The following is a 24,810-nucleotide window of genomic DNA, read 5'->3' as shown; positions in this document are numbered from 1 at the left end:
CGAAGAGGCGTCGATCACGCGCCGCAAGCGCTGAAGGTGGTGCCGGGGTTCCAGTCCTTGAAGGCGATGGTCTGGCCTTCGACCGAGACGGTCCTGTGCTTGGTGCTGCCGTCCGGCTGCTTTTCGCTGCTGGTGCCTTTGCCGGTCAGCACATTGTACGCGCAGGCGCTTTCGGCATTCTCCTTCAAATAGTCATAGTGGTCATAGGCGAAGCCGGCGACGATGAAGGCATCATTGCGCCAGGCGATGGTCAGCGTCATGTCGGTCCGTTCGCTGCCGATCTCCATCGCTGGCAGGTAGAATTTGATCGAGCCGTTGGGCAGCATCGTCAGTTCCGGCTCGGTGTCGGAGTTCTCGTAGCCCGCCCGCTCGTAGCCGTTCCATTCCCCTTGGATCTGCTCGTGCACGATCTCGACGGGTTTGAGGTAATTGTGCTCCTTGTCCCTGAGGAAGAAGTGGACGTCCATCGGATGGCCGGGTTCGGTCTCCACCACCATGGCAAGATCGACGGCGCCGTCGCCATTGAAATCGCCAGTCACAGCCGTGATGATCTTCCGGGTTTCGATCGGCTCGGCGAGGGTGGCCGTGGGGAGAAACAACACAAAGGCGAGCAACAGAGATTTCATGGCGTATTCCCCCGGGAGCGAGACGGCGTGCCCGAGCACGAGCATGGCAGGTATTCCGGGACTTTCTACAGTGGGGCGGGAAGAAAAATGTTCGGGCCGAGGGGCGCGAAGGAACGCCGTCCGCGCCTGCCAAGTCTGCTGCCGGAAACTGACACCAATTCATGCCACGATGCTGGCCAATGACGATGGGCATGATGCCGGAGGCAGGACGACAGTGAGAGCGATGACGCGAGCGGCAACAGCATCGAACGGGCAGGCCGACTGATGGCGCCGATCAAGGTCGATCCCGCCAAGGTCCACGAATTCGCGGATCCTGCCGGCTTCTACGCCTGGCTGAGCAGCACCACGCCACGGAAGCCGAAGTCTGGATCAAGATGCACAAGGTGGGGTCGGGATTGAAATCGATCACCCCCAAGCAAGCCATCGACGTGGTGCTGTGCTTCGGCTGGATCGATGCGGTGCGCAAAGGGTTGGACGACAAGAGCTTCCTGCAGCGCTACACGCCGCGCGGCAGGAAGAGCATCTGGAGCCTGATCAACATCGACAATGTGGCGCGGCTGGTCGAGGAGGGCCGCATGACCGAGCATGGGCTCAAACAGGTCGAAGCGGCGAAGGCGGACGGGCGCTGGGCGCGCGCCTATGGCAGCGGCAAGGAGATGAAAATTCCCGATGATTTGCAAGCAGCCATAGACGCCGAACCCGCTGCGAAGGCGATGCTTGAAAAACTCAACGCGCAAAACCGCTTCGCGCTCGCCTTCCGCATTCACAACATGAAGACCGAGGCTGGGCGCAAGAGGAAGATCGAGACGTTTGTGGCAATGCTGAAGCGTGGTGAGACGATCCATCCGCAAGGCAGGAAGTGAGGTTGGCGCGAATTCGTCTTCGGCGCCGCAAGCCTGTCCTCACGGGATCCCTCGTTGCGCGAAGCGCTTCAGGATTTGAATCGCGAAATTGTTCCAACTGCTTGTTTTCGCGCAATTCGGGGTCGGTGTGGCGCGGCCGCTTCAGCAACGACATCGCTGGTGGACGGAGGAGGGCACGGCGGCTACCCTTCGAAAGCCGCGACGATCGAGCGGCGGACCGGTCGCTGGGAGTCGTTGCCGTTGAGAAGAGTTGCTTCGTGGACGATGGCGCTGGGTCTCATTGTCATCGTCGCGTGTGTGGGAGCCGGGGTCACGCTTGCCCAGACTTCGCCCGATCAGCCTTCTCCCGACGTGGCTTCCCCCTCGGCCTCGCCGGCAAAAGAGATCTCGGTCGGGATAAAACAGGCGCCGCCTTTTGCGTTCAAGCTGCAGGACGGCAGCTGGTCGGGATTGAGCATCGACCTCTGGCAGAAAATAGCCGGGCGGCTCAACCTGCGCTTCCACTATGTCGAAGTGCCTGCCGTGCAGGACCAGATCGATGGCGTCGTCAGCGGCAGATTCGATGCGGCGATGGCCGCGATCACGGTCACGGCCGACCGCGAAAAGGCCGTCGACTTCACGCAGCCCTTCTTCACGACCGGGCTCGGCATCGCGACGCCGCTCAACAACCAGCCGTCATGGCGGCCGGTGCTGCATGCCCTGACGTCGTTCGGCTTCCTGCAGGCGGTTCTGGCGCTGGTCATCATATCGGTGGTGGTCGGCGTCCTGATCTGGATGTTCGAACGCCGGCACAATGACGATTTCGGCGGCGGCGTCGCCAAGGGACTGTTTTCCAGCATGTGGTGGTCGACCATCGCCGCGACGCAGGCCAGCACCGGTGATTTCGGCCCGCGAACCGTGCCGGGGCGCGTGCTGGCCGCGCTCTGGATGATGGGATCGATCATCGCGATCGCGGTGTTCACCGCGGGTGTCACATCGGTGCTGACGGTGACGCAGATGGAAGGCATGGTGCAGGGCGAAAGCGATCTCGCCGCGGTCAGGGTCGGCGCGGTGCAGAGCTCGTCGACGGCGTCCTATCTGGATTCGACCCAGATCCGTCATCAGGACTTTGCCTCGATCCAGCAAGGCCTCAACGCGCTTCGCGCCGGCAAGATCGACGCGCTGGTGCACGACAAGCCGCTGCTTGGCTGGCTGGTCGGGCAGAATTACGCGACAAGCCTGCAGGTTCTCGATGCGACGTTCGACCAGCAGCAATATGCCATTGCGCTGCCGCTCGGCAGCCCGTTGCGCAAGTCTCTCGATGTCGCCCTCCTGCAGACCATCGAAAGCGATTGGTGGAAGCAGGCCGTCTTCCAGTATCTGGGCGAGAAGTAGCCGGCAGCAATTTCAGCGGTGCTATGCGCTGGAAGAACCGCCGTCGCTATCCGAGAGTGGCGGCCTGTCTTTCAGGATTGATGGTTGGTGTCACTGGTCCAGGTCGACCGGTGTCACGCCAAGAAGTTTCAGGGCATTGGCATAGGTCCGGATGCCTTGCGCCTGCTTGCGCTCGGCACAGAACCGGTTCGCCTTGTCCTGGAGTGCCGTTGCCTCGGCGATCTGGCTCGCACTGGCACCGGGTTTGGCTTTGGTCTGGATGGCTCCTTCGAGTTGAAGACCGAGCCGGCTGCAATATTCGCTCCGTGTGACCGCCGCATCCGACTGTGCGACCGCAAGCACGGCGAGCGAAATGCCTGTCAGGGCACCCATCCATCCGGTCGAACGTCGTTGCATGTTTCGGGACCATTTCTTCGCGTTGTGCCGCAGGCCGCGTGACCGCCGCGAGGGTGGTTATGACAGGCGATGTTTTCGCGAGTTTTTCCCGGATGTTGAATCTTGTTTCTGGAGTGTGTCTGGCGGTGAAGCTGCCAATCTCCCCCACGAGGGGGAGATCGGCGGTGTGCGGCGCTTGCGCCTCTTCCTTTGCGGCTATCCTTCGCGTAAGGCGCCGGGCAAATCGTTTCACGCAAGCAAAATTCCCCGGACACCGCATGATCAGACTTGAAAGCATCAGCAAGCAGAACGGCCGTCAGCTTGTCTTCATCGAAGCGTCGGCGTCCCTGCAGAAGGGCGAGAAGGTCGGCCTCGTCGGGCCGAACGGCGCCGGCAAGACGACGCTGTTTCGCATGATCACCGGCCAGGAGCAGCCAGACGAAGGCCAGGTGCAGGTCGATCGCGGCGTCACCATCGGCTATTTCAGCCAGGATGTCGGCGACATGGAAGGCCACAGCGCTGTCGCCGAAGTGATGAACGGCGCCGGGCCGGTCAGCGAAGTCGCGGCCGAGATGGCAGCGCTCGAGGCGGCCATGGCCGATCCCGAGCAGGCCGACCAGATGGACGAGATCATCGAAAAATACGGCGAGGCGCAGCACCGCTTCGAGGAACTCGACGGTTATGCGCTGGATGGCCGCGCCCGCGAAGTGCTGGACGGTCTCGGCTTTTCGCAGGAGATGATGGACGGCGATGTCGGAAAGCTGTCCGGCGGCTGGAAGATGCGCGTGGCGCTGGCCCGCATCCTGTTGATGCGGCCCGACGCCATGCTGCTCGACGAGCCGTCGAACCATCTCGACCTGGAGAGCCTGATCTGGCTGGAATCCTTCCTGAAGAACTATGATGGCGCGCTGTTGATGACCTCGCACGACCGCGAGTTCATGAACCGCATCGTCAACAAGGTGGTCGAGATCGACGCCGGTTCGCTGACCGCCTATTCCGGAAACTACGAATTCTACCAGCAGCAGCGGGCGATCGCCGACAGGCAGCAGCAGGCTCAGTTCGAGCGCCAGCAGGCGATGCTGGCCAAGGAGATCGCCTTCATCGAGCGCTTCAAGGCGCGTGCCTCGCATGCCGCGCAGGTGCAGAGCCGGGTGAAGAAGCTGGACAAGATCGACCGCGTCGAGCCGCCGAAGCGCCGCCAGACCGTGTCCTTCGATTTCCTGCCGGCGCCGCGCTGCGGTGAGGATGTCGTCACGCTGAAGAACGTCCACAAGGGCTATGGCAGCCGCAGCATCTATGAGGGGCTCGATTTCCAGGTCCGCCGTCGCGAGCGCTGGTGCATCATGGGCGTCAACGGCGCCGGCAAGTCGACGCTTCTGAAGCTGGTCGCCGGCGCTTCCGAGCCCGACACCGGCACGGTCGCGCGGGGCCCAAGTGTCAAGATGGGATATTTCGCCCAGCACGCCATGGAGGTGCTGGAAGGCGAGCGCACTGTGTTCCAGACACTGGAAGACGCGTTCCCCCAGGCCGGCCAGGCGCCGCTGCGGGCACTCGCCGGCTGCTTCGGTTTTTCCGGCGACGAGATCGAGAAGAAATGCCGTGTGCTGTCAGGCGGCGAGAAGGCGCGGCTGGTGATGGCGCTGATGCTGTTCGACCCGCCCAACCTTTTGGTGCTGGACGAGCCGACCAACCATCTCGACATCGCCACCAAGGAGATGCTGATCACGGCACTTTCGCAGTATGAGGGCACCATGCTGTTCGTCTCGCACGACCGGCATTTTCTGGCGGCGCTTTCCAACCGCGTGCTGGAACTGACGCCCGAAGGCATCCACACCTATGGCGGCGGCTATACGGAATATGTCGAGCGGACGGGGCAGGAAGCGCCGGGCCTGAGGAGCTAACGGCTACCTCAGCGAGATGCTCATGCCGCTGAGGTCGGCGTTGACCTGCAGGCCGACCTGCCTGCCCGTCAATTCGAGCTGGGCGCCCTTGTCATTGGTCATGACGATCACCTGGGCCCCTTTGCCAAGCGCGCCGCCACCGCCAGCCGCACCGTAGACCCCGGTCACATCCCGCGCACGTTTGATGTGGCGCACGGTACCTCGGAAATAGGTCTTGGAAACGCCGAAGGCGAGACCGCCCGAGACGCCGCCGACCGAGATGGGATAGCGGCGGCCATGGAAGGTCAGCGTTCCTTCGCCTCCGGAGCCACCGACGAAGAAGGCCGCCTTGTAGACGGCGAAGCGGATGGTGCCGCTGTCGGCATGCGCGGCGCTGGCAAAGCCGATGCTTGCGGTGGCGATGGCGGCAACCGCGATGGAACGAAATCCGGATGAAATCTTCATGGTGAGAACTCCTCAATGTCGCCGCTTTGCCGGCCGGGATGTCAGCGTGGGATCAAAGCTACAACTGAACAGTCTCGCCCGTGGTTTGGTTCCAGGCCCCGTGATTTGGTTCCAGGCATCGTTCGCATCCGGCTGCGGGAAGGCCGGGGAGAGGGCGGCGGGTTGCGGAGGGTGGGGAGGGCACCTCACCGCAGCTATCGCCTTGTGGGATGAACAGGTCTATGCAGGCCCTTCACAAGGCTTAGGAGAGGCTTCGGATGAGAAACGCAATCTGCCTCGCATTGACTGCGGCAGTGGCTGGGTGCGCGACCTCCCCGGTCGACTATGAGGCGTCGCTTTCGCAGCAGGACCAGAAATGGGCCTCCCCGGCATGCCAGCAGGCCCGCAGGGCGGCTTCGGATTACGAGGCTCGCGAGAAAGAGCATCCGGGGTGGGGTTTCGGCGTCTTGCTTGGTCCATACTCGATGGGGCTCGTCGCAGCCATCAAGGAGCATGAGCAGAAGCAACGAAAGCTGTTCGCCCGCGAAGTGCACCTGCAATGCTCAAGCCTGCCGCTGCCGAAGGAACTGCAGGGCGATTTGAACCCTGCCGTACCGCCGACCAAGTATCCATAGACTGTCGCGCCTTCCGGCAGAAGGCGCCGGGGTGGCCGCCGTCATTGGCGGCACCTCGATCTTCGGGGGCCGCGGTGTCTACACCGGCACCATCCTCGGCGCCCTGATCCTGACCGTGCTGACGACGCTCTTGACCATCCTGCAGATGCCGGAGGGGGCAAGGCGACGGCTTATTTGAGGGTTGTGGAGGGAGAGATAGGGGCGGGTTGAGGTGAATGGCTGCGTTTGGGCCGAATTCAGACAGGCAGCTTTTTGGCGCAAGGATGCGAACTACTGCCGTTCAACCAATGATAAAGGCTCAGATCGAATTTTGGTGCTTCTTCAAAATTTGCACCTATTGAGGATGCGCCACGGCCAGCCCGCGAGGACCGATCCGCTCTCAAAAAGCGTGTACAGGTTGACAACACCTTGGCCGCTGCAACATCCTGCCGGTTTTTAGACTGGGAGGTAGCATGACTATTTCGATCAACCGCCGCACCTTTTCCATAGGCGCGGGCGCTCTGGCTTTGGCTGCGGCCGGATTTTCGCCGGCACGCGCGCAGCAGGCGTTTTTCCGCATCGGCACGGGCGGAACGTCCGGCACCTACTATCCGGTGGGCGGCCTGATCGCCAACGCCATCTCGGCAACCGGGGCGGCCGGCGTCGAAGGCTTGGTCGCCACCGCCACGTCCTCCAACGGTTCGGTGGCCAACATCAGCGCCATCCAGTCGGGCGCGTCCGAATCGGGCTTCACGCAATCCGACGTCGCCTACTGGGCGCATTCGGGCACCGGCCTCTATGAGGGCAAGCCCAAGGTTGACGACCTGCGCCTCATCGCGACGCTTTATCCCGAGACGATCCATTTGGTCGCGCGTGCCGACGCCGGCATTAAGTCGGTGGCGGATCTCAAGGGCAAACGCGTCTCTCTTGACGAGCCGGGCTCCGGCACCATCGTCGATGCGCGACTTGTGCTTGGCGCTTACGGTCTGGCTGAAAAGGACGTGCAGCCCGAATATCTCAAGCCTGGCCCGGCCGGAGAGCGGCTGCAGGATGGCGCCATGGACGCTTATTTCTTCGTCGGTGGTTATCCGACCGGCGCAATCGTTGAGCTTGCCACCACCAACAACATCACGCTGGTGCCGATCACCGGCCCCGAGGCCGACAAGCTGCTGTCCGAGCAGAAGTTCTTCTCCACCGATACCGTGCCGGAAGGCACCTACAAAAATGTCGGCGAAACCAAGACCATTTCCGTCGCCGCTCAATGGGTGACCAGCGCCAAGCAGACCGACGACCTCGTCTACAAGATCGTCAAGTCGCTTTACAGCGACGAAACCCAAAAGGCCCTGCAGGCAGGCCACGCCAAGGGCAAGCTGATCACGCTCCAGAACGCGGTTACCAGCGCTGGCATTCCGTTTCATCCCGGCGCAGAGAAATTCTACAAGGAAGTCGGCACCCTGAAATAAGAGCCATTTGGACCGGCTGACAACAACGAGGCGGAAGGGATGCTTTCCGCCTCTTTTGTCTGGAAATTCAGGACACGGAACCGGCCATGAGCGATGACGACAAGATCAAGCTTTCCGCAATGGAGTTCGATGAGGAGAACGCTCGCGAACTGGAGGAGAAATTCGACTCCGAAATCCGCTTCCGGCCACTGACCCGTGTCGCGGGCTGGCTGGTCGGCTTCCTCCTGGTGGCGCTGTCACTGTTTCACTACTACACCGCCGGTTTCGGCCTGCTGCAAGAAATGCTGCACCGGGGCATCCACCTGTCGATGGTGCTGGCGCTGATCTTCCTCGTCTTCCCGCTGGTGAAGAAAAGCTACGACCAGCCCGCGCGGTCCAGCCTCCTGCGGCCGCTCGGCATACCCCTTTTCGACTGGCTGCTGGCGATCGCTGCGGTCGTCGTCGTCATGCACGTGCCTATGATCCCGCTCGACGACCTTGCCTTCCGCGTCGGCAATCCCACGGCGCTCGACGTGGTGTTCGGCCTTATCCTCATCCTGCTTCTGCTGGAGGCGACGCGCCGCTCCGTCGGCATCCCGCTGCCCATCATCGCCGTCGTCTTCATGGCCTACGCGCTGTTGGGGCGGTACATGCCGAGCATTCTGGTGCACCCCGGCGCGTCCGTCTCCCAGCTTGTCGATCACCTTTATCTGACGACGCAGGGCATCTACGGCATCGCGCTCGGCGTCGTCGCCACCTACGTCTTCCACTTCGTGCTGTTCGGCGTCTTCGCCACCCGCATTGGCCTCGGCCAGCTCTTCCTCGACTGCGCGGCGTGGGTCGCCGGCCGCTACGCCGGCGGTCCCGCCAAGGTGTCGATCTTCGGCTCGGCGCTGTTCGGCATGATTTCCGGCTCGTCGGTCGCCAACACCGTTACCGTCGGCTCGCTGACCATCCCGGCGATGATCAAGCTCGGCTACAAGAAACATTTCGCCGCAGCGGTGGAAGCGGCGTCCTCGACCGGCGGTCAGGTGACGCCGCCGATCATGGGCGCAGCGGCCTTCCTGATGATCGAATTTCTCGAACTGCCCTACACGACCATCATCCTTGCCGCCATCGTGCCCGCCTTCATGCACTTCTTTGGCGTGTTCATGCAGGTGCATTTCGAGGCCAAGCGAACCGGCCTCAGGGGGCTCAGGCCGGACGAGATGCCCGATGTCGTCGAGGCGCTGAAGCGGGACTGGCCGACGATCATCCCGCTCGTCGTTCTCATCGGCGTGCTGCTCTCGGGCTACACGCCCTACATGGCCGCCTTCTGGGGCATCACCTTGTGTATTCTCGTCGGCTTGCTCAATCCGCGCCGGCGCATGTCGGTCGCCGACATCGTGACGTGTCTGCGCGACGGCGCCAAATATGCGCTCGCAGTCGGAGCCGCCGCCGCAACCGTCGGCATCGTCGTGGGCGTCGTCACCCTGACCGGAGTGGGCTTCAAGCTGTCCTACATCGTCACATCGACGGCCGGACACCTTTCCCTTCTCTTCGGCACCTTCATCCCCGAGGCGATCTTCTCGGCCCAGGGCCTGACCCTATTGTTCACCTTGATCATGACTGGCGTCGTCTGCATCCTGATGGGCTGCGGCATCCCGACGACCGCGAACTACATCATTATGGTGACGATCGCGGCGCCGGCGCTTGTCATGCTCGGCACCGAGCCGATCGTCGCTCACTTCTTCGTGTTCTATTACGGACTGCTGGCGGACATCACGCCACCGGTGGCGCTGGCGGCGTACGCCGCCGCTGGCATGGCGGGGGCGGACCCGTTCAAGACCGGCAACACCGCCTTCCGGCTGGGGATGGGTAAGGCACTGGTTCCTTTCGTGTTCGTCTTCTCACCGTCCCTGCTGCTGGTGACGAAGGATTTCACCTGGCCGAACTTCTTCCTCGCCTTTTTCGGCTGCGTGCTGGGCATCACCTGCCTGGGCGCCGCGCTATCGCGCTATCTTCTGGTGCGCACACGCCCATGGGAAAACGTGCTGCTCGTGTTCGCCGCCCTGCTTCTGGTGGCACCCGAACTCTATTCCTCGCTACTCGGCGTGGCGCTTTTGGTCCCGGTCCTGCTGCGCCATTGGAACGCACGCCACACTGAAGAGGCGCAACCAGTCTGATCAGCGCCGCTCCAACGCAATCCTTCCCGGAGTTTCGACGTCGCGCATATGCGGTGGGCGGACGGAAAGATGAGAGGGCGGACCATCGACATTCCGCTGCGGGTTCTCGGCGCCGAGCGAGCTTCAGCCTAGTCGCGAAGATGTCCGCTCGTGAGAAGAGGCGATGACCGTGGCGATGACCGGCATGAGGCGCAAATCAGACCCTCCTCCCGGTCAGTGACAGTGTACTTTTTAGAATTACGGTGACAGTGCACCTTTTACCCTGCCATGTGTCCGCCTATCCCCCCGCCAGCCGCGGCAGCAAAAAAATCTCCGCCCCCTCCGGCAGCTTTTTCGACCACGTATCCCTATAGATCGTCCCGTCGATCGCAACGGCGATGCCCTTGTCGATCAAGGGCTCGAGGCCGGGATACTGTTCAGCCAGCTTCCTGAACAGCTCCCTTATGTCCTTGGCCTCGATCTCGACCTTGCTGTTGCCTCCGGCGGTCGCGGCGAGCGAGCCCCAGAGCGTTACTTCGACCATTCCCGTTCCGCCTCGATCGCCGCCAGGATGCGCGGCGGCGACATCGGGATGTGCGTCATGCGCACGCCCGCGGCGTTCGACACCGCATTGGCGATCGCCGCCAGCGGCGGCACGATCGACGTCTCGCCGACGCCGCGCACCCCGTAAGGGTGGTTAGGGTTGGGGATCTCGAGGATCTGGGTGTCGATCATCGGCAGGTCCGAGCAGACCGGGATGCGGTAATCGAGGAAGCCGGCGTTCTGCAGCCGCCCGTCCTTGCCGTAGATATACTCCTCGTTGAGCGCCCAGCCGATGCCTTGCGCGGCGCCCCCCTGGTACTGTCCCTCGACATAGGTCGGGTGCACCGCCTTGCCGGCGTCCTGCACGACCGTGTAGCGGATGACTCTGGCGGCCCCGGTATCGGGATCGACCTCGATATCGCAGATATGGGTGGCGAAGGAGACGCCGGCGCCATCGGCGACGAGCTCGCTGTGGCCGGCGATCGGCCCGCCGGTCTTGCCCGACTCGACCGCGATCTCCTTCAGCGACAGCTTGCCGAGATTGCCGTGCTTCTCGCCCTTGGCGATCGCGTGGCCCTTTTCCCAGACCACGTCGTCGACGGCAATGTCCCACATCTGCGCGGCGCGCTCGCGCAGGATCTTGATCGCGTTGCGAGCGGCCGAGATCGTTGCCATGGAAGAGGAGAAGGTGCCGCGGCTGCCGTCCGTCATGTCGTTGTAGCCGAGGCTGGACGTGTCGGCGACGATCGCCTTGACCTGAGAATAGTCGATGCCCAGTTCCTCCGCCGCCACCAGCGACAGCGACGCGCGGGAGCCACCGACGTCGACTGTGCCGACGGCAAGCGAGACCGAGCCGTCCATGCCGATGTTGAGGTCGGTGCAGGTCTGGCCGCCGAAGTTGAACCAGAAGCCGCAAGCCATGCCGCGGCCCTGGTTCTTGCCCAGCGGCGCCTTCATGTGCGGATGGCTCTTCACCGCCTCGAGCGTCGGGCCGATGCCGATCGGGCCGTAGACCGGACCGTAGGAGGACCGTGTGCCTTCCTGCGCGGCGTTCCTGATCCGGAAGTCGACCGGATCCATGCCGATCTTCTTGGCCAGTTCGTCGACAGCGCTTTCCACCGCGAACGCCGCCATCGGCGCCGAGGGCGCGCGATAGGCCGCGGTCTTCGGCCGGTTGACCAGCACTTCGTAGCCGACCGTCTTGACGTTATCGAGCTTGTAGCAGGCGAACGCGGTCATGGCGCCGATCTCGGCCCAGGAGCCGGCATACGGGCCGCAGCTGTAGCGCAGCGTCGCTTCGGCGGCGGTGATCGTGCCGTCCTTGCGGGCGCCGATCTTAACGTCGATCGAGGTGGCGCTGGTCGGGCCCGAGGCGCGGAACACCTCGTCGCGGGTCATCACCAGCTTCACCGGCCGTCCTGCCTTGCGCGACAGCGCCAGCGCCACCGGCTCGGCCCAGACATGGGTCTTGCCGCCAAAACCGCCGCCGATCTCCGAGGAGGTGACGCGCAGTTTCGAGGCTTCCATGCCAAGCAACTGGGCGCAGTGCTGGCGGTAGACGAAATGGCCCTGCGTGCACACCCAGAGGTCGGCGGTGCCGTCGGAGCTGAAATTCGCCACGCAGGCATGCGGCTCGATATAGCCCTGGTGCGTCTGCTCGGTCTTGAAGGAGCGCTCGACGATGAAGTCGGCCTGCCCGAAACCCTGATGGACATCGCCATGGCCAAACTGGCTGCGCTTGGTGACGTTGGAGGGTTTTACCGGCTTTTCCTCAAGGCCCTCGGTGAAGATGGCATCATTGATCAAGGGCGCCGTGTGCTTCGCCGCCTCGTCGACATCGGTGACGTGCGGCAAAAGCTCGTACTCGATCTCGATGAGCTTCAGCGCCTGCCTGGCGGTGCGGGCATCGATCGCCGCGACAGCGGCCACCGCGTGGCCGTCATAGAGCGCCTTCGTGCGCGCCATGCAATTGTCGAGGACGTCGTACATGGCGGCATCGCCATCGGTGAGGTCCGGCAGGTCGGCCGCGGTGATCACCGCCTTGACGCCGGCGAGCTTTTCCGCTTTCGACGTGTCGATCTTGACGATCCTGGCGTGGGCGTGCGGGCTTCTCAGAACGCGCCCGACCAGCTGGCCGGCCATGTTGAAGTCGGCGCCGTAGCGCGCGCGGCCCGTCACCTTGTCGATGCCGTCGGGACGGATCGGACGTGTGCCGACGGAGGCGAATTTACGTCCGGAAAAACGTGGATCGAAATTCATCTCAGGCTCCCTTCATCACGATGGCCGCATCCTGGACGGCGCGCACGATCTTGTCGTAACCGGTGCAGCGGCAGAGGTTCCCGGCAAGGCCGAAGCGGATTTCCTCCTCGGTCGGGTCGGGGTTCTTGGCCAGGAGGTCCTTGGCCGCGATCAGGAAGCCCGGCGTGCAGATGCCGCATTGCAATGCGGCGTGCTCGAGGAATTTCTGCTGCAGCGGGTGCAGCGTATCGCCATGCGCCATGCCCTCGATGGTCTCGACGCGACGGCCTTCAGCCTCGGCGCCGAGCACCAGGCATGAGCACACCAACCGGTCATCGAGGATGATCGAGCAGGCGCCGCAGTCGCCGGTGCCGCAGCCTTCCTTGGCGCCCGTCAGCCCCAGCCGATCGCGCAGGACGTCGAGCAGTGTCTCGTCGGGCTGGCACAGATACTCGACAGCATCGCCGTTGATTGTCGTTGAAACTGCAATTCCAGCCATCATTTGCCTCCTGCACGTGCATAGGCTGATGTGGCAGCCCGCTGGGCCAGCACACCCGCAACTTTTCGTCTGAATTCGATAGTGCCGCGCTTGTCGTCGATGGGACGGCAGGCGCCCGCACAGACCTTGGCGAGCCGCTCCAGCGTCGCCTCGTCCAGCCTGGAGCCGACGAGCACCTCCGCGGCCTCTTCGACCAGAAGCACCGTCGCCGCCACGGCGCCCAGCGCCACGCGGGCCGATTTGACGACACCGTGCTCGTCGAGCGTCAGGTTCACCCCGGCGCTGACCACCGCGATGTCCATCTCGGTGCGTGGAATGAAACGCAGATAGGCATCGCCAGACCGCGGCTCGCGCTTGTCGAGCAGGATCGTCTCGATGATCTCGCCTTTGGCCAGCGACGTCTTGCCCGGCGCGGTCGGTACGCTCTGTACGGGGATCGTGCGCCGGCCCGCCGGCCCGACGACCACTGCCCTGGCGCCGGCGGCAACCAGCGCCGGCACGCTGTCGGCAGCCGGCGAGGCGTTGCAGAGATTGCCCACGATGGTGCAGCGGCCCTGCACCTGCTTGGAGCCGATCAGCTTGGCCGCCTCGACGACACCAGGCCATGCCTTCTTGAGGGCGGTGTTCTCTCCCAGGACGGCGCAAGGGACCGCGGCGCCGATGCTGAAGCCTTCAGCCGTCTCCCGGATCTCGCTCAAGCCATCGATCGCCTTGATGTCGACGATCAACTCTGGTTCGGCAAAGCCGCCCTTCATCCTGACCAGGAGGTCGCTGCCTCCGGCGAGGATGGCGGCCGTACCAGCCGACCCGGCCAACTGGCCAACGGCATCTTCTATTGAAAGCGGACGTATGTAGCGCATCGTCTCCCCTTGGTCATCGCGATTTCAGCGACCGTTATAAACAGTCTCCTCATAATGGCTATCCGGTTCGTCATCTGCGGCGATTGGGCCAGGCGCCGCAATATCCAGTCCAACAGGCCGAAAGTGGCGCACTGAATGGCAGCAACCGGCTTTGGAATGATTTTCGTGAAACTTCGGTCTGGATCAAGTGCGCTCATTCGGTTTTGTCCGCTTTTGGACCGGAACGGCGTTTAAGCCGGCAGAGCCGCTGCTTGGCTGCCCCACTGAAGCCCCCTGTGTTCGGCGGCCGTCCGAAACGCCTGCGGCGGCTGGCCAAGGGTACGCAGGAAGGCACGCCGCATGCGTCCGGGATCGCCAAAACCGGCGGCTTCGGCGATGCGCTCAAGCGGGAGATGGCTGGTCTCGATCGCCGTGCGGGCCGTCTCGAGGCGCATGCGCTCTACCGCCTTTGCCGGCGTGACGCCGGTCTCGGACGTGAAGGCGCGGGCGAAGTTGCGGGGACTCATGGCCGCGTGATCGGCCAGGCATTCGACGGTCAGCGGTTCGGCCAGGTTTGCCCGCACCCACTCGATCAGCGCGGCGAAGCGGCCGGTTCGCCCGCCCAACTCGACGAAGGCCGAGAATTGCGACTGGCCGCCCGGCCGGCGCTGGTGCATGACGATCTGCTGTGCGGTGCGGCGCGCCACTTCAGCGCCAAGGTCATCTTCGACGAGGGCAAGCGCCAGGTCTATTCCGGCCGAGATGCCGGCCGACGTCCAGATGTCGCCATCCCTGATGAAAATACGCTCGGCATCCAGCCTGACCTTCGGGTAGCGGCGGTGGAAGTCGTGACTGCTGGCCCAGTGCGTGGTGGCGCGGCGGCCGTCGAGCAATCCCGCCCGTGCCAGCAGGTACGCGCCGGTGCAGACGCTGGTGGTGCGCCGCGCCGGCACCCGCCTCAACCAGGCGACGATCTCTTCCATCGCCTCGATGGAACGGATGATTTCGCCGCCCGATACGATGACGGTGTCGAAAGGGCCGTCGCGCAGAGGTCTGGTGAGAAGCTTCAGGCCAGAGGAGCTTTCAACGTCGCCGCCGCCGGGCGACAGCAAAACCAACTCATAGCTGTCCGGGCGGCAGCGCTCCGCAATCTCGAAGACGGTTGTCGGCCCGGCCGCATCCAGAAGCTGGAAACCGGGGTGAACGACGACGGCAACGTGCCTGCGCATGGCAGTATTCGCCCGATTTATGTCATTTCGGACGAAACCTAACGCCGGTAGCCTCGTCGTCAAGCCATCTGGAGACCGGCAAAAGTCCTGGACGAAACGCTGCGTGCCATCGCTGCCCGCCATGGTGCCCGCACGGCAGACTTCGTCGCCATGCAACTCGAATATCCCCGGCCACGCGCATCGCCGTGGCGACGCGAAGATGTGGCCGTCTCGGGGGGACTTTTCACGGCAAGGGAGTGACTGATGAAAGCATTGATCGCCGGGGCCGGTATCGGCGGCCTCACCACTGCTCTGTTCCTGCATGAGGCAGGCATCGAGGTCGAACTTTTCGAGCGGGCCGACGACATCCGCGAACTTGGCGTCGGCATCAACATGCTGCCTCACGCTGTCAAGGCGCTGGCCGGGCTTGGGCTGATGCCGGCGCTCGACGCGGAGGGGGTGAGGACACGCGAGCTTGTCTACACCAACCGCTTCGGCCAGATCGTATGGCAGGAATTGCGGGGCATCGATGCCGGCTATGAGGTTCCGCAAATCAGCATTCATCGCGGCAGGCTGCTGGGGCTGATTCACCGGGCCGTGGTGAACAGGCTTGGCGGCGACGTCATCAGCACGGCAAGCCGTGTCGATGCTTTCGAGCAGAACGAGGGCGAGGTCGTGGCGCATTTCCGCCGGCATGACGGCTCGCGTGGCGAGGCCCATGGCGACCTGCTCATAGGCGCCGACGGGATCCATTCCGCCGTCAGGGCCGTGCTCTATCCCGAAGAAGGGCCGCCGATCTGGAACGGCACGATGCTGTGGCGCGGCGCCACGCCGTGGCCGGTCTGGCGCGACGGGCGCACCATGGCGGTTGCCGGCGGCAATTTCGCCAAGTTCGTCTATTATCCGATCGAGCCGGATCGCGAAGAGACCAGGCTGACGAACTGGGCGGTAATGGCCAATACCGGCGATAGCGGCTCATCACCGCTGCGTCCCGGCGACTGGAGCCGCCCGGGCATGATCGACGATGTGCTGCCCTTCGTGCGTGACCGGTTTCAGCTTGATTTTGTCGACCCCGCCTCGATCATCCAGGCAACGGATGGCTTCTACGAATATCCGAACTGCGACCGCGACCCGCTGCCACGATGGTCGTTCGGGCGGGTGACGCTGCTCGGCGATGCGGCGCATCCCATGTACCCGGTGGGGTCGAACGGAGCCAGCCAGGCAATACTCGACGCTGGTTGCCTTGCGATGCATCTGGCCGCAGGACCGACCGTCGAAGCCGCGCTAACACGGTATGACGGGGAGCGGCGGCCGGCCACATCGGCCATCGTGCTGGCCAATCGGCAAGGCGGGCCGGAAGCGGTCATAGACATGGTCGAGGCCCGGGCGCCGCATGGGTTTGATGACATCGACGCCGTCGCTTCGCGCGAAGAACGCAAGAGCGTGGTACGCGGCTATGCGTCCCTGGCCGGGTTTGCAAAACCGAGTTGATCGCGAGTGGCGCGTTTTGCAGCCTACAGGTTTGCCTCGGCGAAGATGCGTGAGGCCCAGTCGAGGAAGACGCGAAGGCGCGGCGAGAGCTGACGGTTCTGCGGGTAGAGCGCCGACAGCGGCGTCGGCGATGGCGGGTAGTCGGCCAGCACCTCGACCAGCGTCCCATCGGCAAGATCCTTCTCGAAGCGATAGCGCGGCGCCTGGATGAGGCCGAGGCCAAGCCGCGCCAGGTCGGCGGCGGTATCGGAATTGTTGGCGGCGACGCGGCCGGGCAGCCGCACCTCACGGATATTGCCGGCGACAGTGAATTCGAACGGAAGGGTCTCTCCGGTGCGCGACGAGACAAAGCCCACCGCCTGGTGACCATCGAGCGCATCGGGGGAGGCGGGCGTGCCGTGGCGCTCGAGATAGGCAGGGCTGGCGCAGGTGATCTCGTGGATCATCGCGAGCCGCCGCATGATCATGCCGCTGTCGGGCGGCTCGCCGACGCGGATCACGCAGTCCACGCCTTCACGCACGAGATCGACCAGCCGGTCGCTCTGGCCGATCTGCAGGTCGATGCGGGGATAGCGGTCGAGAAACTCCGGCAGGCGCGGCAACAGGAATGTGCGGGTGAGCAGCGTGCTGGCGTCGATGCGCAGCAGGCCGAAAGGCTCGGCGTTGCGGAAGGCGGCCTCGGCATCCTCGATCTCGGCCAGGATCGACAGGCAGCGCCGATAGTAGGCTTCACCATCCTGGGTGGCGTTCACCTGCCGCGTCGTTCGTTCCAGCAGCCGCGCGCCGAGATGCTCCTCCAGCCGCCGGATGGCTTCCGTCGCGGTTGAGCGCGGCAGGCCGAGATCGGCCGCGGCAGCGGTGAAGCTGCGCCGCTCCAGAACGCGAACAAAGAGCCGCATCGTGTCCAGCCGATCCATGCTCTTTGTTCGCAGTTCCCGAATAGTGATGTCAATGGGTGGATGATTATCCGGAATTCGGCTTGGCCTATATCCGTGTCACCAACAACGCGGAGAGACTTCGATGACAAATCAAACCAGAACCGCCATCGTGACCGGCGCCTCCAAAGGCATCGGCGCCGCCATCGCACAGCGGCTCGCCCGTGACGGCGTCGCCGTTGTCGTCAACTATGCACGGGGCCGCGCGGAGGCCGAAGAACTGGTCCGCGCGATCGAGACCGGCGGCGGCAGGGCGATCGCCGTGCAGGCCGATATCGCCAATCCGAACGGCATCGCCGTGCTGTTCGACGCCGGCGAGAAGGCGTTCGGCGGCATCGACATCCTCGTCAACAATGCCGGCATCATGAAGATTTCGCCGATCGCGCAGACCGACGATGCTTCGTTCGACACCCAGATCGCGATCAATCTCGGCGGCGTGTTTCGCGGCATGCGGGAAGGTGCGCGCCGGCTTCGCGACGGCGGCCGCATGGTCAATTTTTCCAGCAGCGTCGTCGGTCTCTACCAGTCGGGCTACGGCGTTTACGCCGCCACAAAGGCGGGTGTCGAGGCGATGACCCACATCCTGGCCAAGGAGCTTGGCGCGCGCCGTGTCACCGTCAACGCGGTGGCGCCCGGACCGATCGAGACCGCGCTGTTCACGGACGGCAAGAGCGAGGCGCAGATCGAGGCCATCGGCAAGATGATCCCGCTCGGCCGGCTCGGCCAGCCCGACGACATTGCCGGGCTGGTCTCGTTCCTGGCCGGTCCGGACAGCTTCTGGGTCAACGGGCAAATCATCCGCGCCAATGGCGGCGTGGTCTGAGGCGGCAACCAGGCCGGCTTGGCTCTCCTGACTGCCTGACTTCCACACTCGAAAAGCTAAGGAAACATCATGCCATTCGCCAACATCAAGCTACCGCAAGCGGCCCTCTCCAAAGCGCAGAAGGAAGACCTCATCCATCGGACGACCGCGATGTTCGTCGACTTTTTCGGTGAGGGCGTACGCCCCTACACGATGGTGCTGGTCGAGGAGGTCGCCGACGGAGGCTATGGCCGGGCCGACGAAGTGTTCGTCGTGCCGGAAGTTTTTCGCGCGAAGGAGTAGTGCAGGGCTAGACCTCGAAGAGGCGCCTTTCACAAATTGAACCCTTGCCGCATCAGCCATCCTTCGTCGCACCGACCCAGTCGGCGGCCACTTCGGCAAATAGCCAGTCGCGGAACGCCTTAATCTTTTTCTGGCGCAGCGCGCCGTCACGGTAGACGACGTAGTAGCGCGAGGCGGATTTCAGCGTGAGATCGAAGGGACGAACCAGCCGCCCCGCAGCGAGGTCGGCCGAGACCAGCGCGCTTCGGCCGAGCAACACGCCTTCGCCATGCACCGCGGCTTCGACGGCGAAGGTGGCGGAATCGAAGCGCACGCCGCGCTTGGGATCGATGCCGTCCACGCCGGCCTGTTGTAGCCATGTTGCCCAGTCGATGCGAAAGGCGTCGTGGATCAGCTTGTGATGCCGGAGATCCCCGGGCTGGCGCAGCGGATGTTCGCCTTGCAGCAGTTCCGGGCTGCAGACCGGGAAGACCTCTTCGTCAGCGAGAAACTCCGCCGTCACGCCGGTATAGCCGCCCTTGCCATAGCGGATGGCGATGTCGATGCCGTCGCTGACGAAATCGGAAAGCACGCCCGAGGTCGACAGCCGCACGTCGATGTCGGCGTTTGCGCGGTGGAAGCGATGCAGCCTCGGCACCAGCCAGCGGCCGGCAAAACCGTCCGATGTGCTGACATTCAGGATGCCTGCCGTGCGGTCGGGCGTGGCGGCGATGGTGGCGGCGGCGATCTGGTCCAGCGCCGTCCTGACTTCCGATGCGTAGGCCGCGCCGACCGACGTCAGGCGCACGGACCTCGTTCCCCGATCGAAAAGCTGGATGCCGAGCCTGTCCTCGATGTTGCGGATGGCGCGGCTGACCGCGCCATGGGTGACGTTGAGCTCACCCGCAGCCTTGGAGAAGCTCAGATGCCTGGCGGCAGCCTCGAAGGCGGGCAGGGCAGTGAGGGGCGGTAGTCTGCGCGGCATGGTCCACCTGTGAGTGTTGCTCACAAATCCTGCACAAAGAGTCGTTTGTCGTCCAGCCCGGAAATGTCCAATCTATAGGGGTAGCAGCGGATATTGATCGGCTTTCCCATCTCGCCGCTGCGCTGAACGACCAGAAACAGTGTGAGCAATCGTCATGCTTGTCCCCTTGCGGACGGCGTCGGCACGCTTGCGCCTACTGAACCACAGGAGACGAACCATGAAACCGATTCTCGAATCCATCAGCGCCGCGACGAGCGGTCTTGCACTCAGAGCCTCTGCAGTCGTCGAGCGCCGCCGGATGCTGCGCCAAGTTTCACGCTTCTCGAACCATCGCTTGCACGACATCGGATTCGAGCGCGACTGGGACGGCTCCATCCTGCCCAACGGGAGGTCGATATGACCAGCACCCTGATCATCGGCGCGACGGGGCTGCTGGGCAGCGAGATGGCGAAAGCCAGCGTCCGCAATGGCGATCGCCTGCACGTTCTGGTTCGTCCGGCAACACCCGGCAATGAAGAGCGGCTGCGCCCGCTGAAGGAGCTCGGCGCCAAAATCCACGTCGGCGATCTCGACGACTATGACAGCCTTGTCCGCGCCGCCAGTGCGGTGGACCGCGTCATCAGCTCGGTGCATGTGCATTCGGCCAGCGAGATGACGCTGGTGCGGGCGCTGAGGGATGCCGGCGTTTCCCGCTATGTGCCTTCCGCCGGCTTCGGCCTCGACTTCGCCGCCGCCGCCCCGGGCTCGATCCCGCCGCTCGATCTCAAGCGAGGCGTGTTCGACGCGATCAGGCAAGCCGATCTGCCCTACACGGTGATCTACACCAACGGCTTCTTTTCGACCTGGGTGGCGACGCTGGGCGATCTGATGCGCTTTGGCTCGTCGCCCTTGCCGCCCGATGAGGTGACGCTTTATGGCGGTGGCGATGTGCCGGCGACGTTTGTCAGCGAGAAGGACATCGCCGCCGTCACCTTGCGCGCGTTGAACGATCCCAAGGCCAACCGCAGCGAGATCCGCATCGCCCGAAACAAGATCACCCAGAACGAAATGATCGATCTGTGGCGCCGGGTGAGCGGCCGCTCGCCGCGCATCGTGCCTCAGAGTGCGGCGGAGCTTGAGGCGATGATCGCGTCAGCCCCCTGGCTTGGACTGCTGCGGGCATTCTGGATACGCGGCGAGACCGCGCTCGAGACGGCCACGCCGGAAGCCGGGGTGCTGTATCCGGAGCTGGCTTTCGAGACCATCGAGAGCGCCTTTGTTGCGATGGCGGACGCCGCTGGGCGGTAGGAACAGGAGCGCGGCGCTGAAGCTGACGTCGTCGGCGCGGCCGATGAATCCGGCTCGCGGCGTGAGCCGCCCGAGAAGGGCTGGCCTCACCCGTGCGGGCCTGTATCATGGTCATGTGAATTCCTGGGAGGAGGCTTGTGCATGCGGCTGAATCGGAATCTCTGTCAGTGGAGGGTTTGGGTCTTCATCGCCGCAATGGCGCTTTGGCCGCACGCGGCGCCGGCCGATACCCTCACGCCCGAGCGCATCACTGCTGCCCTGTCGAAGCTCGAAGCGCTTGCCGAAGCCGCCGTCGCGGACGGTGCCGTGCCCGGGCTCGCCATCGGCGTCGTGCGCGATGACGAGGTGATCTTCCTCAAGGGTTTTGGGCATCGCGAGGCCGGCAAGCCTGAGACCGTCGACGCCGACACGGTGTTCCAGATCGCCTCCCTTTCCAAGCCGATTTCCGCCACCGTCGTAGCGGCGTTGGTTAGCGACAGGATCGTGTCCTGGGATTCGAAGATCGCCGATCTCGATCCGGCCTTCAGGTTGGCCGATCCTTATCCGGCAAGCCAGCTCACCGTCCGTGACCTGTTTTCGCATCGCAGCGGGCTTCCAGGCACCGCCGGAGACGACCTCGAGGACATTGGCTACGACCGCGTCGAGATCCTGCATCGCCTGCGGTTCGTGCCGCCATCGTCGAGCTTTCGGGCCGGGTATTCTTACAGCAATTTCGGATTGACAGAGGGTGCCGTGGCAGCCGCGACACCGACGGGAAAGCCCTGGGAGCAGGTCGCCGAGGAGAAGCTCTACCGTCCGCTGGGCATGGCCTCCACGAGTTCCCGCCATTCGGACTTCGTCAAGCGAACCAACCGCGCCGCGCTTCACGTCAAGGTCGATGGCGCCTGGGCAGCGAGGATAGAGCGCGATCCGGATGCGCAGGCGCCCGCCGGCGGCGTCAGCTCTACGGCACGTGACCTCTCGCAATGGGTGCGCCTCATCCTCCACAACGGCGTTTATGCCGGCAAGACACTGATTGCCGCCGATGCGCTAAGCCAGACGCATGTTCCGCTGATAGCGCGCGGCAACAACCCCGTCTCCGGCGGCGCATCGTTCTACGGCCTCGGCTGGAATGTCGAATTCGGCCGACACGGCCTGAGCTGGGGCCACGCCGGCGCTTTCAGCATCGGCGCGCGTACCCTGGTGACAGTCTTCCCAAAGGAGAAGCTGGGCATAGTCATCGTCGCCAACGCCTTTCCGACTGGCCTGCCGGAGGGATTGTCCGACAGCTTCGCCGATCTCGTCTTCGACGGTAAGGTCGAGAAGGACTGGGTCAAGGCGTGGAATGATATCTATGCGGGCCTGTTCGGTCCGGCGGTCGCGGCGGCCAAGGCCGCCTATGCCGCGCCGCCGTCTCCGTCACGGCGAGCCGGGCCGGGCAGTGTCTATGCTGGCCGGTACGCCAACGACTTCATCGGCGACGCGATTGTGTCGAAAGCGGGAGACGACCTTGTACTCAAGGTAGGCCCGGCCGCCGGCCGGTCCTATTCATTGAGGCATTTCGACGGTGATCTTTTCCTGACCTTCCCCGACGCGGAGACGCCGGACAGCCCCTCGGGTGTAAGTTTCGTGGTGGGCGCTGACGGCAAGGCGTCGGCCATGACTGTAGGTTTTCTCGACGACAATCATCTCGGCACGCTGCAACGTGTGGGGGACTGACTTCCAAATCGACCGGTCCCGCCAGGAGTCAGGATGCCGGGCCGTATCGGAGCAGTTTGAAGCAATCGCCGTTGCCCGATTTCGTCTGTGCCAGCAAGGGCTTCGATCTGTCGATCCATTCCTGATGTGACCTCGCGTCGGCTTCGATCGCGTCGACCGGTGCAAGACTGACAAAGCTGCGTCCGTGGCTGAGAAGCCAGCACGCACGGCCGAGAAATCGCCTGCTGCGCTGGCGCAAGAGGTCGGCATCGTAGAAGATGTCGAGCACCTCGTGCTTGATCTTGCGCTCGGTTTCAGGATTGGCGATCGCAACCTCGATCGGCTCGCCGCCGATCGCATCCTGCAGGTCCTTGTAGTCGAGGGTGAGTTGGGTGATGGCATATTTGATCTCGCTCTCGTCGCGCACGATGTCGAACCATAGCGTCGGATCGAGCTGGTTGACGACGAACGACGACTCGAAATCGCGCGACAGGTTGAGGATGTCGAAGTCCCGGATGTCGACGTCGCGCTCAACCAGCAGGATTTCGCGGATCTGCTTGCCAAGCTCCGCTCCCTGCGCGCCGATGGCGGCGTTGGTTCCACCAAGTTCGGGACTAACGTAGGCCCCGCCGTCATCCAGCAGCGCGTCGAATTCGCCAAGTGACTCGACGAGGGGAGCGCCGCGAGCGATGCGCGCCGCCAGCTTGGCCAGAACCTGCTGGAGATCCGTTTCGCGTCTGCGCTGGTCTTGGTAATTCTGCTGGAAAAAGAAGATGAACAGCGACACGCCGATGCCGATCAGGATCACGCCCAACTGCGAGAAGATGTTACGGTAGTATTCCAGCAGCTTTTCGCGATGACGCACGTCGTCGCGCACACTGTGGGCGACGCGCAGATTGACGATCAGCGACAGGATGAGCAGCCCAGTACCGACGAGGATGAGGCCGCCGATGAGCAGGTAACCATGGCCTGTGCTGAAATCCATTCGTTTTCCCTGAAGCCCAGACTGCGCAGAATAGTGCCATTTTGGCTAAATACCTACGGATTTGCAGGCGGTGGATTTGATGGCGGCGACCACCCCAGAAGGTTGACCCGCCTGGCCATCCGGCCGATAGCTCCGCCAGAAACTGCCCCGAGAACCCTGATGACTTCAGACACGAACCTCCACGATGCACGCTCCGCCGATCCTGACACCGCCTGGCAGGCGGACGTCCGCGCCGGGGTGCGCCACGTCCGCGACCTTGACCGCCTCCCGCTGTCGTCAGCCGAGCGCGCAGCCGCCCAGGCCGCGGCGGCGAACCATAAGGTGCGCGCGCCCAAAGCCTATCTCGACCTGATCGACTGGAACAACCCGGCTGATCCGATCCGGGCGCAGGTCATCCCCTCTCCGCAAGAACTGGAGGAAGCGGAAGGCGAACTCGACGATCCGATCGCCGACCATGACTTCAGCCCGGTGCCTCGCTTGACGCATCGCCATGCCGACCGGGTGCTGTTGTTCCCGACCTATCAATGCGCGGTCTATTGCCGGTTCTGCTTCCGCAAGGAATCTCTGACCTCGATCGGCAGGGGCTATACGCGCGAGGCGCTGGAGCCGGCGCTGGCCTATATCGCCAAGCATCCCGAAATCCGCGAGGTGATCCTGACCGGTGGCGATCCGCTGTCGCTGCCCGACAAGGCACTGGCCGAAATCCGCGCGCGCATCGAGGCGATCGCGCATGTGCGGCTGCTGCGCCTCCACACGCGCGTCCCGGTGGCGCTGCCGTCGCGCATCACGCCGGGGCTGGTTGCGGCCCTGCAGGGCCGGCTGATGGTCACCATCGTCACCCATTTCAACCACGCGCGGGAAATCACTCAGGCCACGGAAACCGCCTGCCGCACGCTGCGGCAAGCCGGCTTCGTGCTGCTCAACCAGAGCGTTCTGCTCAAAGGCGTCAACGACAGCGTCGAGGCGCTGGAGGAGCTCTGCCGCGAGCTGATGTATCGCCTCGGCGTCAAACCCTATTACCTGCACCATGGCGACCTCGCGCGCGGCATGGCGCACCGGCGCACGACGATTGCGCAGGGGCAGGCGCTGACCGAAGCGCTGCGCGCGCGACTGTCGGGCATCTGCAACCCCGTCTATGTGCTCGACCTGCCGGAAGGCGGCGGCAAGGTGCCGATCGGGCCTTGCCATGTCGAGGGACGGGACGGCGAGAACTGGCGGCTGCGCGGGCTCGATGGCGAGGTGAGGGCGTATACCGAGATCGTTGGCGAATAGGGCTG

Annotated in this window: 24 protein-coding genes and 1 pseudogene; 14 read left to right on the top strand and 11 right to left on the bottom strand. The window is 64.0% G+C overall.

Annotation, left to right across the window (positions count from 1 at the left end):
• Positions 1-14 precede the first annotated feature (14 nt).
• Entirely contained in the window at positions 15-626 is a 612-nt protein-coding gene (locus tag LB559_RS16910; protein ID WP_164919900.1) for a hypothetical protein, read from the bottom strand.
• A 264-nt stretch (positions 627-890) separates the two neighbouring features.
• Here LB559_RS16910 and LB559_RS16905 point away from each other — a divergent pair.
• Together LB559_RS16905 and LB559_RS16900 are read left to right on the top strand one after the other, a co-directional pair.
• Positions 891-1,489: pseudogene (locus tag LB559_RS16905) on the top strand (YdeI/OmpD-associated family protein).
• Positions 1,490-1,729: 240 nt separating this feature from the next.
• Positions 1,730-2,863, top strand: coding sequence for a transporter substrate-binding domain-containing protein (locus LB559_RS16900; RefSeq protein ID WP_224674552.1), 1,134 nt, complete (start codon positions 1,730-1,732; stop codon positions 2,861-2,863).
• A gap of 90 nt (positions 2,864-2,953) precedes the next feature.
• Here the strand turns inward: LB559_RS16900 and LB559_RS16895 are convergent, their stop codons facing one another.
• Positions 2,954-3,235 carry a hypothetical protein gene (locus tag LB559_RS16895; RefSeq protein WP_224674551.1) on the bottom strand — a complete coding sequence of 94 codons (282 nt, stop codon included), beginning with the start codon at positions 3,233-3,235 and terminating at the stop codon, positions 2,954-2,956.
• A gap of 281 nt (positions 3,236-3,516) precedes the next feature.
• On the opposite strand from LB559_RS16895, the gene LB559_RS16890 reads away from it, so the two are divergent.
• Positions 3,517-5,139: an ABC-F family ATP-binding cassette domain-containing protein gene (locus tag LB559_RS16890; RefSeq protein WP_027160816.1), complete on the top strand. Its 1,623-nt coding sequence runs from the start codon at positions 3,517-3,519 to the stop codon at positions 5,137-5,139.
• Between the two features lie 3 nt (positions 5,140-5,142).
• Here the strand turns inward: LB559_RS16890 and LB559_RS16885 are convergent, their stop codons facing one another.
• On the bottom strand, positions 5,143-5,583 hold the full coding sequence (locus LB559_RS16885; RefSeq protein WP_024501715.1) for a hypothetical protein: 441 nt from the start codon (positions 5,581-5,583) through the stop codon (positions 5,143-5,145).
• A gap of 257 nt (positions 5,584-5,840) precedes the next feature.
• Here LB559_RS16885 and LB559_RS16880 point away from each other — a divergent pair, with 257 nt between their 5' ends.
• The 4 genes from LB559_RS16880 to LB559_RS16865 all read left to right on the top strand — a co-directional run bounded on the left by LB559_RS16880 (position 5,841) and on the right by LB559_RS16865 (position 9,783).
• The gene (locus LB559_RS16880; RefSeq protein ID WP_024501714.1) at positions 5,841-6,197 is read left to right on the top strand and encodes a hypothetical protein; all 357 of its coding nucleotides are present in this window, start codon (positions 5,841-5,843) and stop codon (positions 6,195-6,197) included.
• A gap of 31 nt (positions 6,198-6,228) precedes the next feature.
• Positions 6,229-6,375: a hypothetical protein gene (locus LB559_RS16875; protein ID WP_263499075.1), complete on the top strand. Its 147-nt coding sequence runs from the start codon at positions 6,229-6,231 to the stop codon at positions 6,373-6,375.
• A gap of 274 nt (positions 6,376-6,649) precedes the next feature.
• The gene (locus tag LB559_RS16870) at positions 6,650-7,639 is read left to right on the top strand and encodes a TAXI family TRAP transporter solute-binding subunit (RefSeq protein WP_024501713.1); all 990 of its coding nucleotides are present in this window, start codon (positions 6,650-6,652) and stop codon (positions 7,637-7,639) included.
• 86 nt (positions 7,640-7,725) lie between these two features.
• The gene (locus LB559_RS16865) at positions 7,726-9,783 is read left to right on the top strand and encodes a TRAP transporter permease (protein WP_224674550.1); all 2,058 of its coding nucleotides are present in this window, start codon (positions 7,726-7,728) and stop codon (positions 9,781-9,783) included.
• Positions 9,784-10,060: 277 nt separating this feature from the next.
• On the opposite strand, the gene LB559_RS16860 is transcribed toward LB559_RS16865, so the two are convergent.
• The 5 genes from LB559_RS16860 to LB559_RS16840 form a co-directional block, all read right to left on the bottom strand.
• Positions 10,061-10,306 carry a MoaD/ThiS family protein gene (locus LB559_RS16860; protein WP_024501711.1) on the bottom strand — a complete coding sequence of 82 codons (246 nt, stop codon included), beginning with the start codon at positions 10,304-10,306 and terminating at the stop codon, positions 10,061-10,063.
• Complete coding sequence (locus LB559_RS16855) at positions 10,294-12,564, bottom strand: xanthine dehydrogenase family protein molybdopterin-binding subunit (RefSeq protein ID WP_224674549.1); 2,271 nt, start codon at positions 12,562-12,564, stop codon at positions 10,294-10,296. Before LB559_RS16855 ends, LB559_RS16860 begins: the two co-directional genes overlap by 13 nt.
• A 1-nt stretch (position 12,565) precedes the next feature.
• The gene (locus tag LB559_RS16850) at positions 12,566-13,042 is read right to left on the bottom strand and encodes a (2Fe-2S)-binding protein (protein WP_013530647.1); all 477 of its coding nucleotides are present in this window, start codon (positions 13,040-13,042) and stop codon (positions 12,566-12,568) included.
• Positions 13,042-13,902, bottom strand: coding sequence for an FAD binding domain-containing protein (locus LB559_RS16845; protein ID WP_224674548.1), 861 nt, complete (start codon positions 13,900-13,902; stop codon positions 13,042-13,044). Before LB559_RS16845 ends, LB559_RS16850 begins: the two co-directional genes overlap by 1 nt.
• A 230-nt stretch (positions 13,903-14,132) precedes the next feature.
• Entirely contained in the window at positions 14,133-15,110 is a 978-nt protein-coding gene (locus tag LB559_RS16840; protein WP_164753802.1) for a GlxA family transcriptional regulator, read from the bottom strand.
• A gap of 243 nt (positions 15,111-15,353) precedes the next feature.
• Between LB559_RS16840 and LB559_RS16835 the strand changes: the two genes are divergently transcribed.
• On the top strand, positions 15,354-16,580 hold the full coding sequence (locus tag LB559_RS16835; RefSeq protein WP_224674547.1) for a flavin-dependent oxidoreductase: 1,227 nt from the start codon (positions 15,354-15,356) through the stop codon (positions 16,578-16,580).
• Positions 16,581-16,603: 23 nt separating this feature from the next.
• Here LB559_RS16835 and LB559_RS16830 read toward each other — a convergent pair whose 3' ends face one another.
• A complete protein-coding gene (locus tag LB559_RS16830; RefSeq protein WP_224674546.1) occupies positions 16,604-17,497 on the bottom strand; it encodes a LysR family transcriptional regulator in 894 nt (297 codons plus the stop codon).
• Between the two features lie 103 nt (positions 17,498-17,600).
• Here LB559_RS16830 and LB559_RS16825 point away from each other — a divergent pair, with 103 nt between their 5' ends.
• Positions 17,601-18,338, top strand: a complete 738-nt coding sequence (locus tag LB559_RS16825) for an SDR family oxidoreductase (RefSeq protein WP_013530652.1) — start codon at positions 17,601-17,603, stop codon at positions 18,336-18,338.
• A 69-nt stretch (positions 18,339-18,407) separates the two neighbouring features.
• Positions 18,408-18,620: a tautomerase family protein gene (locus LB559_RS16820; RefSeq protein WP_013530653.1), complete on the top strand. Its 213-nt coding sequence runs from the start codon at positions 18,408-18,410 to the stop codon at positions 18,618-18,620.
• 52 nt (positions 18,621-18,672) lie between these two features.
• On the opposite strand, the gene LB559_RS16815 is transcribed toward LB559_RS16820, so the two are convergent.
• Entirely contained in the window at positions 18,673-19,584 is a 912-nt protein-coding gene (locus LB559_RS16815; RefSeq protein ID WP_224674545.1) for a transcriptional regulator GcvA, read from the bottom strand.
• Positions 19,585-19,801: 217 nt separating this feature from the next.
• Between LB559_RS16815 and LB559_RS16810 the strand changes: the two genes are divergently transcribed.
• The 3 genes from LB559_RS16810 to LB559_RS16800 all read left to right on the top strand — a co-directional run bounded on the left by LB559_RS16810 (position 19,802) and on the right by LB559_RS16800 (position 22,569).
• The gene (locus LB559_RS16810; protein ID WP_224674544.1) at positions 19,802-19,984 is read left to right on the top strand and encodes a DUF1127 domain-containing protein; all 183 of its coding nucleotides are present in this window, start codon (positions 19,802-19,804) and stop codon (positions 19,982-19,984) included.
• Positions 19,981-20,871 (top strand): NmrA family NAD(P)-binding protein, encoded by an 891-nt coding sequence (locus LB559_RS16805; protein WP_224674543.1) that lies wholly within the window; start codon positions 19,981-19,983, stop codon positions 20,869-20,871. The genes LB559_RS16810 and LB559_RS16805 overlap by 4 nt, the downstream gene beginning before the upstream one ends.
• A gap of 141 nt (positions 20,872-21,012) precedes the next feature.
• Positions 21,013-22,569, top strand: coding sequence for a serine hydrolase (locus LB559_RS16800; protein WP_224674542.1), 1,557 nt, complete (start codon positions 21,013-21,015; stop codon positions 22,567-22,569).
• Positions 22,570-22,597: 28 nt separating this feature from the next.
• Here the strand turns inward: LB559_RS16800 and LB559_RS16795 are convergent, their stop codons facing one another.
• Entirely contained in the window at positions 22,598-23,533 is a 936-nt protein-coding gene (locus LB559_RS16795) for a hypothetical protein (protein ID WP_224674541.1), read from the bottom strand.
• Positions 23,534-23,692: 159 nt separating this feature from the next.
• Here LB559_RS16795 and LB559_RS16790 point away from each other — a divergent pair, with 159 nt between their 5' ends.
• Positions 23,693-24,805: a KamA family radical SAM protein gene (locus LB559_RS16790; protein ID WP_224674540.1), complete on the top strand. Its 1,113-nt coding sequence runs from the start codon at positions 23,693-23,695 to the stop codon at positions 24,803-24,805.
• Positions 24,806-24,810 lie beyond the last annotated feature (5 nt).

Origin of the sequence: Mesorhizobium sp. BR1-1-3 (assembly GCF_020165455.1) — a bacterium.
In the GTDB taxonomy this organism is placed as follows: Bacteria; Pseudomonadota; Alphaproteobacteria; order Rhizobiales; family Rhizobiaceae; genus Mesorhizobium; species Mesorhizobium ciceri.
This window is presented reverse-complemented; position numbering and strand designations above follow the sequence as displayed.

What these genes read in the sequence shown, in the direction of transcription:
- LB559_RS16870 (WP_024501713.1), top strand. Translation starts at nt 6,650, where the DNA reads ATGACTATTTCGATCAACCGCCGCACCTTTTCCATAGGCGCGGGCGCT.
- LB559_RS16820 (WP_013530653.1), top strand. Translation starts at nt 18,408, where the DNA reads ATGCCATTCGCCAACATCAAGCTACCGCAAGCGGCCCTCTCCAAAGCG.
- LB559_RS16890 (WP_027160816.1), top strand. Translation starts at nt 3,517, where the DNA reads ATGATCAGACTTGAAAGCATCAGCAAGCAGAACGGCCGTCAGCTTGTC.
- LB559_RS16790 (WP_224674540.1), top strand. Translation starts at nt 23,693, where the DNA reads ATGACTTCAGACACGAACCTCCACGATGCACGCTCCGCCGATCCTGAC.
- LB559_RS16880 (WP_024501714.1), top strand. Translation starts at nt 5,841, where the DNA reads ATGAGAAACGCAATCTGCCTCGCATTGACTGCGGCAGTGGCTGGGTGC.
- LB559_RS16885 (WP_024501715.1), bottom strand. Translation starts at nt 5,583, where the DNA reads ATGAAGATTTCATCCGGATTTCGTTCCATCGCGGTTGCCGCCATCGCC.
- LB559_RS16805 (WP_224674543.1), top strand. Translation starts at nt 19,981, where the DNA reads ATGACCAGCACCCTGATCATCGGCGCGACGGGGCTGCTGGGCAGCGAG.
- LB559_RS16800 (WP_224674542.1), top strand. Translation starts at nt 21,013, where the DNA reads ATGCGGCTGAATCGGAATCTCTGTCAGTGGAGGGTTTGGGTCTTCATC.
- LB559_RS16830 (WP_224674546.1), bottom strand. Translation starts at nt 17,497, where the DNA reads ATGGATCGGCTGGACACGATGCGGCTCTTTGTTCGCGTTCTGGAGCGG.
- LB559_RS16850 (WP_013530647.1), bottom strand. Translation starts at nt 13,042, where the DNA reads ATGGCTGGAATTGCAGTTTCAACGACAATCAACGGCGATGCTGTCGAG.
- LB559_RS16840 (WP_164753802.1), bottom strand. Translation starts at nt 15,110, where the DNA reads ATGCGCAGGCACGTTGCCGTCGTCGTTCACCCCGGTTTCCAGCTTCTG.
- LB559_RS16865 (WP_224674550.1), top strand. Translation starts at nt 7,726, where the DNA reads ATGAGCGATGACGACAAGATCAAGCTTTCCGCAATGGAGTTCGATGAG.
- LB559_RS16810 (WP_224674544.1), top strand. Translation starts at nt 19,802, where the DNA reads ATGAAACCGATTCTCGAATCCATCAGCGCCGCGACGAGCGGTCTTGCA.
- LB559_RS16835 (WP_224674547.1), top strand. Translation starts at nt 15,354, where the DNA reads ATGAAAGCATTGATCGCCGGGGCCGGTATCGGCGGCCTCACCACTGCT.
- LB559_RS16795 (WP_224674541.1), bottom strand. Translation starts at nt 23,533, where the DNA reads ATGGATTTCAGCACAGGCCATGGTTACCTGCTCATCGGCGGCCTCATC.
- LB559_RS16815 (WP_224674545.1), bottom strand. Translation starts at nt 19,584, where the DNA reads ATGCCGCGCAGACTACCGCCCCTCACTGCCCTGCCCGCCTTCGAGGCT.
- LB559_RS16860 (WP_024501711.1), bottom strand. Translation starts at nt 10,306, where the DNA reads ATGGTCGAAGTAACGCTCTGGGGCTCGCTCGCCGCGACCGCCGGAGGC.
- LB559_RS16845 (WP_224674548.1), bottom strand. Translation starts at nt 13,902, where the DNA reads ATGCGCTACATACGTCCGCTTTCAATAGAAGATGCCGTTGGCCAGTTG.
- LB559_RS16825 (WP_013530652.1), top strand. Translation starts at nt 17,601, where the DNA reads ATGACAAATCAAACCAGAACCGCCATCGTGACCGGCGCCTCCAAAGGC.
- LB559_RS16895 (WP_224674551.1), bottom strand. Translation starts at nt 3,235, where the DNA reads ATGGGTGCCCTGACAGGCATTTCGCTCGCCGTGCTTGCGGTCGCACAG.
- LB559_RS16910 (WP_164919900.1), bottom strand. Translation starts at nt 626, where the DNA reads ATGAAATCTCTGTTGCTCGCCTTTGTGTTGTTTCTCCCCACGGCCACC.
- LB559_RS16855 (WP_224674549.1), bottom strand. Translation starts at nt 12,564, where the DNA reads ATGAATTTCGATCCACGTTTTTCCGGACGTAAATTCGCCTCCGTCGGC.